Source organism: Nocardia sp. NPDC050413 (assembly GCF_040655475.1).
GTDB classification, from domain to species: Bacteria; Actinomycetota; Actinomycetes; order Mycobacteriales; family Mycobacteriaceae; genus Nocardia; species Nocardia coubleae.
This window is the reverse complement of sequence record NZ_JBFAJZ010000005.1, coordinates 184,582-196,644: the sequence shown is the minus strand read 5'-3', so window position 1 is coordinate 196,644 and position 12,063 is coordinate 184,582. Positions and strand designations below refer to the sequence as shown.

Below are 12,063 nucleotides of genomic sequence, written 5' to 3'. Positions count from 1 at the left end.
TCCTAACGGCTGGTGTCGGGGTAGTTGTCGTCGTCCTCGCTGAGCAGCGCGGAGCCGGCCACACTGCCCTGGGACAGCGCGTCGAGGAAGGCGCGGGCCCAGCGGTCCACGTCGTGGGTGAGGACCTGGCGGCGCATGGAGCGCATGCGGCGGCGTTTGGTGTCGCGGTCGTCGTCGAGGGCGCCGACGATCGCGTCCTTCACGCTGTCCAGGTCGTGCGGGTTGCACAGGTAGGACTGCCGCAACTCGGCTGCCGCACCGGTGAATTCGCTGAGGACCAGGGCGCCGTTGAGGTCGCTGTGGCAGGCCACGTACTCCTTGGCGACCAGGTTCATGCCGTCACGCAGCGGGGTGACGAGCATGGCGTCGGCGGCCACGAAGAAGGCGATCAGCTCGTCGCGGGGGATCGGCCGGTGCAGGTAGTGCACCACCGGGTAGCCGACGCGGGCGAATTCGCCGTTGATCCGGCCCACCTGACGTTCGATATCGCCGCGCATCTTGATGTAGCTCTGTACGCGCTCACGCGACGGCGTGGCCAGCTGCACCATCACTGTCTCGGCCGGGTCGACGCGACCCTCCTCCAGGAGCTCCTGGAGGGCATTGAGGCGGATGTCGATGCCCTTGGTGTAGTCGAGGCGGTCGACCCCGAGCATGATGTTCTTCGGGTTGCCCAGTTCGGCGCGGATCTTGGCCGCGCGCTCACGCACCGATCGGCGTCGTGAGTGCTCGTCGAGTTCGGCGGAATCGATCGAGATCGGGAACGCGCCGACGCGCACCGTGCGGAAACCGACCTGGACCACGCCCAGCTTCGACCGCACCCCGATGGTGCCGCGCGAGGTGGGTTGACCGGCCAGCCTGCGGGCCAGGTAGAGGAAGTTCTGCGCGCCACCGGGTAGATGGAAACCGATCAGGTCGGCGCCGAGCAGGCCCTCGACGATCTCGGTGCGCCACGGCATCTGCATGAACAGCTCGACCGGCGGGAACGGGATGTGCAGGAAGAACCCGATCGTCAGATCCGGGCGCAACATGCGAAGCATCTTCGGCACCAGCTGCAGCTGGTAGTCCTGCACCCAGACCGTCGCGCCCTCGGCGGCCACCTTCGCGGTCTCCTCGGCGAAGCGCCGGTTGACCTCCACATAGGCCGCCCACCAGGCCCGGTCGTACACGGGCCGCACGATCACGTCGTGGTACAGCGGCCACAGGGTGCCGTTGGAGAACCCCTCGTAGTAGTCCTCCACCTCCTGCGAGGACAGCGGCACCGGATACAGCTCGAGCCCGTCCTCGATGATCGGCTCGACGTCGACATCGGGCACCCCGGCCCAGCCGACCCAGGCGCCCTTGTTGCTGCGCAGTACGGGTTCCAGCGCGGTCACCAGACCGCCGGGGCTGCGCTTCCACCGGGTGGTGCCGTCGGGCAGTTTCTCGAGGTCGACCGGGAGCCGGTTGGCGACGACGACGAATCCCGATCCCGCACCCGAGGGTGCCACGGGTTCTCCGGACGGACGGTCGTTGGACTGTTCATCGATCATCTGGTCCACTCACGCATCCTTTGCGTCGCAGGGTGCCGTTTTGAGGTTGTAGTAGGTGGTTGCTCAGCTGGGGCCGATGCCGAGCATCGACAGCAGCATGCGGCACTCGTCGGCGTCCTCGGCATATGCCGCGACCACGCGCTGCGCCTGGCGAGCGGTCTCGTCGGCCAGCGGCTCGAGCTCGTCGTCGGCGATGTCGTTGGCGGTGCTCTTCGCGGCCATAGTGGTTCGTCCTCCCGGTTTTCCAACGCTCTTCGTGCGAGTAGTCAATAGTATCGGGCGCCGGTTACCGTGGATTGGTTCGTCAACCCGACCGAAAGGTTTCCCCATGCCACTGGCCACGGTGAACGGCATCGCACTGAACTATCAGGTCAAGGGCGACCGTACCAAGGGCACCGACGTCAAGGGCGGCGGTCCGCTGGTGGTGTTGATCATGGGAACCGGTTCGCCCGGCCGCGTCTGGGAGCTGCACCAGGTACCCGCGCTGGTCGCGGCCGGATACCGGGTCTGCACCTTCGACAACCGCGGCATCGCGCCGTCCTACGAGGCCGCAGGCGGTATGCGCATCGAGGAGCTGGTCGCCGACACCGCCGCGCTCATCGAACTCCTCGACGAGGGCCCCGCGCTGGTCGCCGGCACGTCGATGGGTGCGCGGGTGGCCCAGGAACTGGCCCTTGCCCGCCCCGATCTCGTGCGCAAGGCCGTGTTCATGGCCGGTCACGGCCGTCTCGACCAGTTCCAGAAGACCCTGTCGGCCGGTGAGCAGGACCTCGACGCCTCGGGCGTGCAGCTGCCCGCCAAATTCGAGGCGGCCGTCACCGCGGTGATGAACCTGTCGCCCGCCACCATGGCCGACCGCAACGCCGCCCGTGACTGGCTCGACCTGTTCGAATTCACCGGCGGACCGGCCACCGCGGGCATCCGCGCCCAGCGCGCCATGGACCACGACTTCGACCGCGTGGCCGCCTACCGCGCGATCACCGTGCCCTGTCTGGCGATCGGTTTCGCCGACGACCGGATGATCCCCCCGTACCTGTCGCGCGAGGTCGCCGAGGCCATCCCCGGCGCCCGCTACCAGGAAATCCCCGACGCGGGTCATTTCGGCTACCTCGAACGGCCCGAGGCCGTGAACAAGATCCTGCTCGATTTCTTCGCGAGCTGAGGTAACCGCCTACGCGTAACGTATGGCTTGCTAGGGTCGACACAACGCTCGGGGCTTGCCGGCCTCAGCGATCCCGTACACAGCGCCAGTATCCAGTGAGGTGAAATGAGCACCAACCCCTTCGACGACGAGGACGGCCGCTTCTTCGTTCTGGTCAACGACGAAGAGCAGCACTCCCTGTGGCCCGCGTTCGCGGAGGTCCCGGCGGGTTGGCGTGTCGTGTTCGGCGAAGAAAGCCGGGCCGCGTGCGTCGAGTACGTCGAGAAGAACTGGACCGACATGCGTCCCAAGAGCCTGCGCGACGCCATGGCCGCCGACGACGCCGCCCGCGCCCAGTCCTGACCGGTACCTTCCGAATACTGCGCCGGGACCGCTCGCTGGGCGTCCCCGCGTGACACCGAACTCGGTGTCACGCGGCGGACGTGTCCGGCTATGATGGTCGCTGCCCTCCGGGGACCCGCCTCCTTAGCTCAGTGGTAGAGCACCGCTCTTGTAAAGCGAAGGTCGTCAGTTCAATCCTGACAGGGGGCTCTCTCAGCCCTGACCCGAAGTTCGGGTCAGGGCTTTTTCGTGCGGTATCGCTCGACAGGCCGATCGTCTGTCTACTGTGAAATGGCGAGTTCGTCCTGATTCATCGGTGCGGTAGCAACGGGATGGAGGATCGGCGTGGCTGTTTACGAGGTGGGACATCGGTCGGCTGTGGTGAGTGGGGCGGGGTCGGGGATCGGGCGGGCGGTGGCGCTCGGGCTGGCGGGGAACGGCGCGTCGGTGGTGGTGTTCGATCTGAACGAGGGGGCGGCGCGGGAGGTTGCCGACGAGATCGTGGTCAATGGGGGGACTGCGGTGGCTTTGGCCGGGGATGCGGCTGATCCGGGGGACGTGGCAAGGAGTGTGGCGGCGGCGCAGGAGATGTTGCCGTTGGGGATCGCTGTGAACAATGCGGGGATCACGGGGGAACGCAACGCGATCGGTGATTATTCGATCGAGGGGTGGCGCAAGGTGATGGCGGTGAATCTCGATTCCGTGTTCTACGGAATGCGCGAGCAATTGCCGGTGCTCGCGGCGAACGGTGGCGGGGCGATCGTGAATATGGCCTCGATCCTCGCCAGCGTCGGAAATCCCGAATACGCCGGATATGTCACCGCCAAGCACGCGCTGCTCGGTCTCACGAAGAACGGTGCGCTCGAATACGCGCGGCAGAATGTCCGCGTGAACGCCGTCGGACCCGGCTACATCCGCACCCCGCTCCTGGCCGACGATCCCGAAACCACCAAGTTCCTGGAAGACAAGCATCCGATCGGCCGCCTCGGTACGCCGGACGAGGTCGCCAACCTGGTCCTGTTCCTCGCCAGCGACGCCGCCAGTTTCATCACCGGCAGCTATCACCTCGTCGACGGCGGCTACACCGCGCAGTGAAAGAGTCTGCCTACCAAGCCGACTGGTTTTGATCGGCGGCCGCTCGGGCGATGAGGTTTCGGAGCTCGTTGTTCAAGCGGTCGGAGGTCAGGGGGTGGGCTGAGACTCGGGTCGCGTCTCGAAGGAGATAGCGGCCGTCGTCGGTGTAGTCGATGACCTGGAGTGTTGTGCCACCCTCTTGCCAGCCGTCCAGGGCGGGGCCCTTGTCCACGCGGAATTCGGCGTAGGTGCGGAACGGGCGTTTGAGAAAGGTCAGGGCATGTTCGGCCGGAGTACGACGGGTCGCGTAAGGGTCTGGGGTAGTGGTGAATTCGTCGCGGTGCAGGTCGAAACCCTGGCTTGTGCCCGGCGGAACCGTCGGCAGGATGGAGATCAGTCGCTGGGTCACGGCGTGGGCGGGGCGCAGGTAGATGAGGATGTTGGCGCCCTGGCCGTATTCGGGGCCGGGGAGTTGAGCCGCGACGGTGCCGATGGTTGACTCGGTTGTCGCACACGCTCGGACCATGCGGGTCCGGCCGTCGAAACGGTGACCGAACAATTCGATGCGGATCTCCGGATGCGCCAAGGCGTGCAGGGCGTGGTACAGCGACTCGTCGTCGCCGATCTTGGCGATGAGGGAGTCGGCGGCGATCCGGCATTCACGGTCGAACTCGGCCTGGGTTTCCACACCCGCGGTGAAGGTCAGTGGCCACGGCATGCGGTCGCGGCCGAGAGTTTCCCAGGCGACCCAGAATTCGAACTGGGTGAGTTCCCAGTTGTCGGTCATGCGTCGCCACCGATGACCGGTGGGACATGCGCCCGGTCCGGACCGAGCAGTTCCTCGTGTACGCCGCGCAGATAGTCGGGAGCGCCGTGTTCGTTCTCGTCGTCCTTGCCGCCGCGCGCGCCCGGTGCGCCCATGCCGCCCATGCCGGGCATCCCCGTCCGGCCCGCCGACCCGCCTGCGGACGCGGCGAGCTTCTGGCCTGCGCCTGCGCCGGGGGCGGCACCGCCTGCGCCGGGGAGGGAGCTGCCCGCGCCGGGAACGCTCGGACTTCCGCTGCCCGCACCCGCACCCGCACCTGCGCCACCACCTGAGCCCAGGCCGTTCGGGGTGGTGCCTGCGGGCGTTGTGGCGGCTGGGTTGGTCGCCGGGGTGGAGGCCGGGGTGGTGTCCTCGGGTGTCGTGGCGGCGGGTTCCTCCGTCGACGATGAGGAATCGTCGCCACTGTCCTCGTCGTCGCCCGGCTCGGTCGTTGTCGGATCTTCCGGCTCGGTGGTCGTGTCGGCCGGGTTCGTCCCCGGGGTTCCGCCGGTGTTGTTGTTGTCGCCGTTGGTGTTTCCGCTGCCGGGGCCGTCGCCGGGATCGCCGTTCCCCGGGTTGTCCTGCTGCGGTTTGGACGGTCCCGGCACCTTAGGGACCTGGGTGTCGGACTGCTGGGCAACCGGCTGGTAGACGGTTTGCATGACTTCACGGGCGGCGGCCTGCGCGGCTTCCGCCCGTCCGGCGCTTGCGCTATCGATGACCTTCCCGGTGGCGGGCGAGAGAACCGACACCAGAATCCCCAATTTGCTGTCGCCCTGGTCGTCGGACTCGTGTGGCACCGAGTACTTCACCTGCTGAAAACCCGACCGCGCCTCGTCCATCTTGTTGGCGATCAGCTTGGCGGCCTGATCGACCTTGTGGATATCCGCGAGATACGCCTTGGTGCTGGCCAGCGCCTGCGTGGCAGCGCTACCGGCCCATCCACGCTCCATCTCCTTGCTGATGTTGTCGTGGAAGGCGGTTGCTTTGGCTGTCGTGTCATTGGCGAGCTGGGTCCAGCCTTGAATGCTTGTGCTCATCTGGCCGATGTCGATCGACTCGACGAACTGCATGATGCGGGCATGCGACATGTCGGTGAAAGATTCCATCACCGGCGGCACGACCTGCTGGGTGTACTCACCGGAGAAACCCGAGGCCAGGGCCTGGTTCTCACCGTAGATGCGGTTCCGCTCCTTGTTTCCGTCGGCCTGCGCGTCCAGTTCGGACTGCGCAGGCGCGATATCGGAATCGAACAGTGAGCCGACACGATCCGTGGCCGCGCGCAGATTCGACAGTCCGGTCATAAAAGCTACGAACGGCATGGTTCCCCCAGTAGTCAGTCGAGCTTGTTGGTCTGCTGCCTGATCGCCAGTTGAGAGGCTTCGTCGCAGTTCTTGAATGCGGCACCGGCTTTGCGGTACATATCGGCCATTTGGGTCAGGATCTCGATGTGTTGGGTTACCGCATCCAAGTATGATCCGCTTCCCGGCCCGCCCTCCGCGAGGTCGGCAAATTTCTTCGCGAGGGTACCTGCGGAATTGAGGTCGCCGAACGAGTCGGCGTCGACCATCCTTCGGGTACGCAGGGAGAGTGTCCGCAGGTCGGTGATGTAGTCTTCGCACCACTTCGCGCAACGCTCAGCAGCGTCGGATTCGATTATCAAGCGCCCGCCGGCGGCTTCACCAGCCAGTCGCTGAAATTCTTGTGCGGCAGCGTTAGTCATGGCAGTCGGCTCCTTTCGGCAGAGGGCGTCTACTGCGGGACGTACTCGATGAAGTGTGGGGCAGCATCCTCGGCAAGGACACATGGGTCGATAGTCGACTTACTGTCGACAAACTTTGTGGCGTTGATGAGCGCGCGACCCTGCTGCGTTTCCACGGCAATTTCGCACTCGACCGGAACTGCTTCGTCGCCGATTGTGAATCGCAGGGCTTTTCGGTCACCTATCGTGACATCTTTGAAGTCGTGGTAGCGATCGTTAGCGCGAATCTCTTCGATGGTGTAGACGGTGGACATGAACGAGATGAAGTGATCGCCGCCCCGCCACGCGCAGCCCTTCCACTCCGCCCGCGGGACCGAGAAAAGGTTGGTGTCCTTCGACGCCGGGTCGAGTCCCGCGGCGATCAACGCACTCTCAGGCACCCCACAAGGATCGAACAACTGCTCCTTCGTCAACGGAGCCCCACTCACCTCCGGCTGCCCGTCCACACTCTGCCCACACCCGGAGAGCACGAGCGCAACGCCCACCCCCACGGCGATCCCCACCAGTCGCATCGTCTCTCCTCTTCGCACAGAACCACTCGCTCTCTTTAGACGCGCGCCGACCCATTCCGGTTCCATTGCTGACCGACCCCTCGAGTTGACGGGCCGACGCTGTCAGCCTCCCGCGGCCCGCGAGCGTTGCGGCTGGGCCGGGCGAGGTAAAGCCGCTCGCCCACCGTATCCACGGTGTCCATATCGGCGGCGACCGAGTTATCGCCGTGGCGGTGCCCGCGCGTGGACGCGGGCACCGATCGCGATCAGGCGGGGACGTTGGCTCCGTAGCCCAGGTCGCGGAGGGCGGCTTTGATTTTGGACTGGGCTTCGTCGAGGGATTCGGGGGTGGGGGAGTTGTCGGCTCCGGAGATGTCGAAGTCGCCCATGGAGTAGGCGGGGAAGACGTGGGTGTGCAGGTGGGGGACCTCGAGGCCGGCGATGAGGAGGCCTGCGCGCGGGGCCTCGAAGGCGGTGCGGACAGCCTGGCCGATCTTCTGGGCGACGGCCATCAGGCGGGCCATCACGTCGGGGTCGATGTCTTGCCACTGGTCGATCTCGGCGCGGGGCACCACGAGGGTGTGGCCCTGGGTGACGGGGGCGATAGTGAGGAAGGCGACGAATTCGTCGTCCTCCCAGACGAACCGGCCGGGGATCTGACCTGCGATGATCGCGCTGAAAACGGATGCCATGCAGGCGAGCCTAGTTAGATCGCGACGTAGTGGGACAGGATGCCCTGTACCTCGTAGATGTCGACCTGGCGGTTGAATCGCTGCTTCACGGGTTCGTGGCTGCCGCTGAGCCAGATGTAGAGCTCGGCGTCGAGGTCGAAGGTGCCAGCTGTTTCGACGGCGAAGTGGGTGATCGAGCGGTACGGGATGCTGTGGTAGCTCACCTTGCGGCCGGTGACGCCCTGTTTGTCGATCATGATGAGGCGGCGGTTGGTGAACAGCATCGCGTCGCGGACCAGCAGGTAGGCGGCGTAGACCTGCTCGCCCTGGCCGAACAGTTTGGCGTATTCCTGCTGGGCGGCGGCGGGGTCGATGCGACCCGCGTTGCCCATCATGCCGTCGAGCAAACCCACGTTCGTCCCCCGCTTCCGCTGTTGGATCCATTGTGGCCCAAGCCGACCCGATCCGGCCAGGGTGAACTGTGGTGGACGGGCAGATGTCGGGATCAGGGGGTCGCGAGTGGACGCGCGGCGGCGCGACTAATCTGTGGCGGTGCGCGTACTCGTCATCGGTTCCGGAGCCCGTGAACATGCCCTCGTCCTGGCGCTGCGCCGGGATCCGTCGGTGACGGCGGTGATCGCCGCCCCGGGCAATCCCGGTATCGGCCAGCAGGCCGAGCTGCGACCGGTCGATCCCTGCTCCGCCGAGGACGTGACCGCGCTGGCCGGTGAGGTCGCCGCCGACCTGGTGGTGATCGGGCCCGAGGTGCCGCTGGTGCTCGGTGTGGCCGACGCGGTGCGCGCGGCCGGGATCCCCGTGTTCGGCCCGTCGGCCGACGCGGCGCGGATCGAAGGATCCAAGGCGTTCGCCAAGGATGTGATGGCGGCGGCCGGTGTGCGGACGGCGCACAGCGAGATCGTCGACAACCCGGCCGACCTGGATGCCGCGCTCGACCGTTTCGGCCCCACCTGGGTGGTCAAGGACGACGGCCTGGCCGCGGGCAAGGGTGTTGTGGTGACCGCCGATCGCCGGGCCGCCCGCGATCACGGTGCCGAGCTGCTCGAGCAGGGTCATCCGGTGCTGCTGGAGTCGTTCCTCGACGGGCCGGAGGTTTCGCTGTTCTGCCTGGTCGACGGCGAGACCGTGGTGCCGCTGCTGCCCGCGCAGGACCACAAGCGCGTGGGTGACGGCGACGCGGGCCCCAACACCGGCGGCATGGGCGCCTACACCCCGCTGCCGTGGCTGCCCGCCGAGACGCTCACCGAGATCGTCGACGATGTCGTGAAGCCCGTTGCGGCCGAACTGGTTCGGCGCGGCAGCGGTTTCTCCGGCCTGCTGTACGCCGGTCTGGCGATCGGCACCAACGGTCCCGCCGTCGTCGAATTCAATTGTCGCTTCGGTGATCCCGAGACCCAAGCGGTGCTCGCGCTGCTCGACAGCCCGTTCGCCGAGCTGCTGCACGCCACCGCCACCGGTCGCCTCGCCGAGGTCGAACCGCCGCGCTGGAAGGACGGTTCGGCCATCACGGTCGTGCTCGCCGCGGAGAACTACCCCGCCCGTCCGCGCACCGGCGATGTGATCACCGGCGCCGAGGAAGGCGCCCTCGACGGTGACACCCTCGTCCTGCACGCGGGCACGGCCCTGCGCGAGGACAAGGCGCTGGTCTCCGCGGGTGGCCGCGTCCTCAATGTCGTCGGCATCGGCGAGGACCTGGCCGAGGCCCGCGAACGCGCCTACGCCCGCCTCGCCAAGATCAAGCTCCCCGGCAGCCACTTCCGCACCGACATCGGCGCCACGGAAGTCGTTGTCCCGGAACGGAAGCAGTAAACGGTCAGGTCAGGCTGAGCCCGTGACGGGCCAGCCAGGCCTGCGGGTCCACGTGCTGGCCGTTCTGGACGATCTCGAAGTGCAGGTGGGGGCCGGTGGAGTCGCCCCGGTTGCCGATGCGGGCGATCTGCATACCCGCGGGGACGCGTTCGCCCGGGGAGACGAAGAAGTCGTACATGTGGCCGTAGATGCTGATGGTTCCGTCGTCGTGGCGGATACGGACCCACAGGCCGAAACCCTGGGCGGGGCCCGCCTCGACGACGGTGCCGTCGGCCACGGCGTAGATGGGGCTGCCGATGGGTCCCGCGATGTCGATGCCGCGGTGCATGGTGCCCCAGCGTGAGCCGAATCCTGAGGTGAACAGGCCCTTGGCGGGCAAGCTGAAACCGCCGGTCGACGGCGTGCTCGCACCGGGCACCAAGACGCCGGGCACCACGGGGGCACGCTCACCCATCCAGTCCTGCCATTGGCCCGACGACGCGGCCGCCGCCTCGGCTTTGGCGCGTTCCAGGGTGGCGCGGGCCGCCGCGGCGACCACCGCGGCCTCGCGGCGCTTCTCACCGTTGTCGATGGCGACGAGCAGGCGGCGCACCGACTGCGGGTTGGGCGGGATCTGCGGGGGATAGGCGATGGCGACCCGCTGGGCCTCACCCGGTGCGAGCGGCCGGTCGACGAGCCCACTGAACTGCCCGTCCGAAGCCACGAGCACCGCGACCACCGCGACGCCCGCGATGAGCACGCGCCGCTCGACGAGCACCGCACGCACCCGCTCGCTGCTCGGCCTGCGCGACCACAGTTCCGTCGCCTGCCGAGAAGGCCGCTCCCAGAACACTTTCCGAACGTCACCGCGCCGCAGGTCGGCCGCGATCTCCCCGAGTGCGGGATACTTGCCGACCCACGCCGCCACCCGATCCCGCACCGGAACCTGCGCAGGCAGGTGCTCGCGCCAATTGGCGCGCAGGACAAGGCCGTTGACATTCGAACGACGCGGACGTGAGGTGCCCGACCTGTTCGGTGTGTCGTCGACAGGTGCGGTGTCGCGGTCGGGCTCTCGCACCTCACCCGACGCGAGTCCGTGCACCTCAGTCCGCCTCATACCGCCCCCACGACCCTGCCCGGCGCCCCACTGCCGGTGGCGTCGGTGCCTGCGTATTCGCTGTCGGAGCCATTGTGCCGACCATATCTGTGCAGGCGCGCGATCGGGTGATCTACCGTCTCTCGGGTGTCCACAGAATCGCTACGGTCGACCATTCCTCCCTTCTACGTGATGGACGTGTGGAAGGCGGCCGCCGAACGCGCCAGGTCGCACGGTGACGTGCTGGTACTCGCGGCGGGGCAGCCGTCGACGCAGGCGCCCGCACCGGTGTTGCGGGCGACACGTGCAGCGATCGACCACGAGCTGCTCGGCTACACCGAGACGTTCGGGATCCTGCCGCTGCGCGAGGCCATCGCGGGCCATCACAGCGAGACCTACGGCTACGACGTGCACCCCGACGAGGTGGTGGTGACCACCGGATCGTCGGGCGCGTTCACGCTGATCTTCCTCGCCGCCTTCGACGTGGGCGACACCGTCGTGGTCGCCCGGCCGGGCTACCCGGCCTACCGCAACACCCTCACCGCCCTCGGTTGCCGCGTCGTGGAGCTGGACTGCGGCCCGCAGACCCGCTTCCAGCCGACCGTGGCGATGCTCGAGGCGCTACCCGAACCGCCCGCGGGGCTGGTGCTGGCGAGCCCGGCGAATCCGACCGGGACCATGATCGACCCGACGGAACTGGCCGCCATCGCCCGCTGGTGTGAAACGCACGGCACGCTGCTGATCTCCGACGAGATCTACCACGGCATCACCTACGCGAGCGCGAGTACGCCGACGTCCTCGGCGTGGGAGTTCTCCCGCGACGCGGTGGTGATCGGGTCGGTGTCGAAGTACTTCTCGATGACCGGGTGGCGGCTGGGCTGGATGCTCGCGCCCGCGCACCTGCGTCCCGCGTTGCAGCGGCTGGCGTCGAACATGACCGTGTGCCCGCCCGCGATCTCGCAGTACGCGGCGGTGCACGCCTTCGGGCCCGAGGCCAAGGACGAACTCGACGGACACGTGCGCCGGTACGCGACCAATCGGGCGCTGCTGCTCGAGGGTTTGCCCGCCCTCGGCATCACCGATCTGGCGCCCGCCGACGGCGCCTTCTACGCCTACGCGGATATCGGTCATTTGACCAGTAATTCACTGGAGTGGTGCGCGCGGGTTCTCGCCGAAACCGGAGTGGCAGTGGCCCCGGGTCTGGACTTCGATACCGAGCGCGGTCTTCGCACGATTCGCTTTTCCTTCGCAGGCGCCACAAACGACATTTCCGCAGCGCTGGACCGGTTGTCAACGGTGATGTCCCACAACAACTTTCCCTAGTACGAACACATCGGTGCCGGGAT

At 67.3% G+C, this 12,063-nt stretch carries 14 protein-coding genes and 1 tRNA gene; 6 read left to right on the top strand and 9 right to left on the bottom strand.

Annotation, left to right across the window (positions count from 1 at the left end; genetic code table 11):
- Window positions 1–2: 2 nt before the first annotated feature.
- Together AB0I19_RS15425 and AB0I19_RS15420 are read right to left on the bottom strand one after the other, a co-directional pair.
- Window positions 3–1,529, bottom strand: coding sequence for a trehalose-6-phosphate synthase (locus AB0I19_RS15425; RefSeq protein WP_357149388.1), 1,527 nt, complete (start codon window positions 1,527–1,529; stop codon window positions 3–5).
- 63 nt (window positions 1,530–1,592) lie between these two features.
- A complete protein-coding gene (locus AB0I19_RS15420) occupies window positions 1,593–1,751 on the bottom strand; it encodes a hypothetical protein (RefSeq protein WP_166655756.1) in 159 nt (52 codons plus the stop codon).
- Window positions 1,752–1,857: 106 nt separating this feature from the next.
- On the opposite strand from AB0I19_RS15420, the gene AB0I19_RS15415 reads away from it, so the two are divergent.
- From AB0I19_RS15415 to AB0I19_RS15400, 4 genes are all read left to right on the top strand, one after another.
- Entirely contained in the window at window positions 1,858–2,691 is an 834-nt protein-coding gene (locus AB0I19_RS15415) for an alpha/beta hydrolase (RefSeq protein WP_067640735.1), read from the top strand.
- 105 nt (window positions 2,692–2,796) lie between these two features.
- On the top strand, window positions 2,797–3,033 hold the full coding sequence (locus tag AB0I19_RS15410; protein ID WP_022565839.1) for an MbtH family protein: 237 nt from the start codon (window positions 2,797–2,799) through the stop codon (window positions 3,031–3,033).
- A gap of 117 nt (window positions 3,034–3,150) precedes the next feature.
- Window positions 3,151–3,222: transfer RNA gene (locus tag AB0I19_RS15405), tRNA-Thr, on the top strand.
- 135 nt (window positions 3,223–3,357) lie between these two features.
- On the top strand, window positions 3,358–4,107 hold the full coding sequence (locus AB0I19_RS15400; protein WP_067492293.1) for an SDR family oxidoreductase: 750 nt from the start codon (window positions 3,358–3,360) through the stop codon (window positions 4,105–4,107).
- A gap of 10 nt (window positions 4,108–4,117) precedes the next feature.
- Here the strand turns inward: AB0I19_RS15400 and AB0I19_RS15395 are convergent, their stop codons facing one another.
- The 6 genes from AB0I19_RS15395 to AB0I19_RS15370 form a co-directional block, all read right to left on the bottom strand.
- Window positions 4,118–4,873, bottom strand: coding sequence for an ESX secretion-associated protein EspG (locus tag AB0I19_RS15395; protein WP_357148968.1), 756 nt, complete (start codon window positions 4,871–4,873; stop codon window positions 4,118–4,120).
- Window positions 4,870–6,195 (bottom strand): hypothetical protein, encoded by a 1,326-nt coding sequence (locus AB0I19_RS15390; RefSeq protein ID WP_357148965.1) that lies wholly within the window; start codon window positions 6,193–6,195, stop codon window positions 4,870–4,872. The genes AB0I19_RS15395 and AB0I19_RS15390 overlap by 4 nt, the downstream gene beginning before the upstream one ends.
- A 32-nt stretch (window positions 6,196–6,227) precedes the next feature.
- Entirely contained in the window at window positions 6,228–6,614 is a 387-nt protein-coding gene (locus AB0I19_RS15385) for a hypothetical protein (protein ID WP_357148962.1), read from the bottom strand.
- Window positions 6,615–6,643: 29 nt separating this feature from the next.
- Window positions 6,644–7,165 carry a DUF3558 domain-containing protein gene (locus AB0I19_RS15380; protein WP_357148959.1) on the bottom strand — a complete coding sequence of 174 codons (522 nt, stop codon included), beginning with the start codon at window positions 7,163–7,165 and terminating at the stop codon, window positions 6,644–6,646.
- Window positions 7,166–7,410: 245 nt separating this feature from the next.
- Complete coding sequence (locus AB0I19_RS15375) at window positions 7,411–7,836, bottom strand: HIT family protein (RefSeq protein WP_067640747.1); 426 nt, start codon at window positions 7,834–7,836, stop codon at window positions 7,411–7,413.
- Between the two features lie 14 nt (window positions 7,837–7,850).
- A complete protein-coding gene (locus AB0I19_RS15370; RefSeq protein WP_067492299.1) occupies window positions 7,851–8,210 on the bottom strand; it encodes a PH domain-containing protein in 360 nt (119 codons plus the stop codon).
- Window positions 8,211–8,367: 157 nt separating this feature from the next.
- On the opposite strand from AB0I19_RS15370, the gene purD reads away from it, so the two are divergent.
- A complete protein-coding gene (purD, locus tag AB0I19_RS15365; RefSeq protein ID WP_357148956.1) occupies window positions 8,368–9,642 on the top strand; it encodes a phosphoribosylamine--glycine ligase in 1,275 nt (424 codons plus the stop codon).
- Between the two features lie 4 nt (window positions 9,643–9,646).
- On the opposite strand, the gene AB0I19_RS15360 is transcribed toward purD, so the two are convergent.
- The gene (locus AB0I19_RS15360; RefSeq protein ID WP_357148953.1) at window positions 9,647–10,738 is read right to left on the bottom strand and encodes a M23 family metallopeptidase; all 1,092 of its coding nucleotides are present in this window, start codon (window positions 10,736–10,738) and stop codon (window positions 9,647–9,649) included.
- Between the two features lie 126 nt (window positions 10,739–10,864).
- Between AB0I19_RS15360 and AB0I19_RS15355 the strand changes: the two genes are divergently transcribed.
- Window positions 10,865–12,040: a pyridoxal phosphate-dependent aminotransferase gene (locus AB0I19_RS15355; RefSeq protein WP_357148951.1), complete on the top strand. Its 1,176-nt coding sequence runs from the start codon at window positions 10,865–10,867 to the stop codon at window positions 12,038–12,040.
- Window positions 12,041–12,063 lie beyond the last annotated feature (23 nt).

What these genes read in the sequence shown, in the direction of transcription:
- AB0I19_RS15425 (WP_357149388.1), bottom strand. Translation starts at nt 1,529, where the DNA reads ATGATCGATGAACAGTCCAACGACCGTCCGTCCGGAGAACCCGTGGCA.
- AB0I19_RS15420 (WP_166655756.1), bottom strand. Translation starts at nt 1,751, where the DNA reads ATGGCCGCGAAGAGCACCGCCAACGACATCGCCGACGACGAGCTCGAG.
- AB0I19_RS15415 (WP_067640735.1), top strand. Translation starts at nt 1,858, where the DNA reads ATGCCACTGGCCACGGTGAACGGCATCGCACTGAACTATCAGGTCAAG.
- AB0I19_RS15410 (WP_022565839.1), top strand. Translation starts at nt 2,797, where the DNA reads ATGAGCACCAACCCCTTCGACGACGAGGACGGCCGCTTCTTCGTTCTG.
- AB0I19_RS15395 (WP_357148968.1), bottom strand. Translation starts at nt 4,873, where the DNA reads ATGACCGACAACTGGGAACTCACCCAGTTCGAATTCTGGGTCGCCTGG.
- AB0I19_RS15390 (WP_357148965.1), bottom strand. Translation starts at nt 6,195, where the DNA reads ATGACCGGACTGTCGAATCTGCGCGCGGCCACGGATCGTGTCGGCTCA.
- AB0I19_RS15385 (WP_357148962.1), bottom strand. Translation starts at nt 6,614, where the DNA reads ATGACTAACGCTGCCGCACAAGAATTTCAGCGACTGGCTGGTGAAGCC.
- AB0I19_RS15380 (WP_357148959.1), bottom strand. Translation starts at nt 7,165, where the DNA reads ATGCGACTGGTGGGGATCGCCGTGGGGGTGGGCGTTGCGCTCGTGCTC.
- AB0I19_RS15375 (WP_067640747.1), bottom strand. Translation starts at nt 7,836, where the DNA reads ATGGCATCCGTTTTCAGCGCGATCATCGCAGGTCAGATCCCCGGCCGG.
- AB0I19_RS15370 (WP_067492299.1), bottom strand. Translation starts at nt 8,210, where the DNA reads ATGATGGGCAACGCGGGTCGCATCGACCCCGCCGCCGCCCAGCAGGAA.
- AB0I19_RS15360 (WP_357148953.1), bottom strand. Translation starts at nt 10,738, where the DNA reads ATGAGGCGGACTGAGGTGCACGGACTCGCGTCGGGTGAGGTGCGAGAG.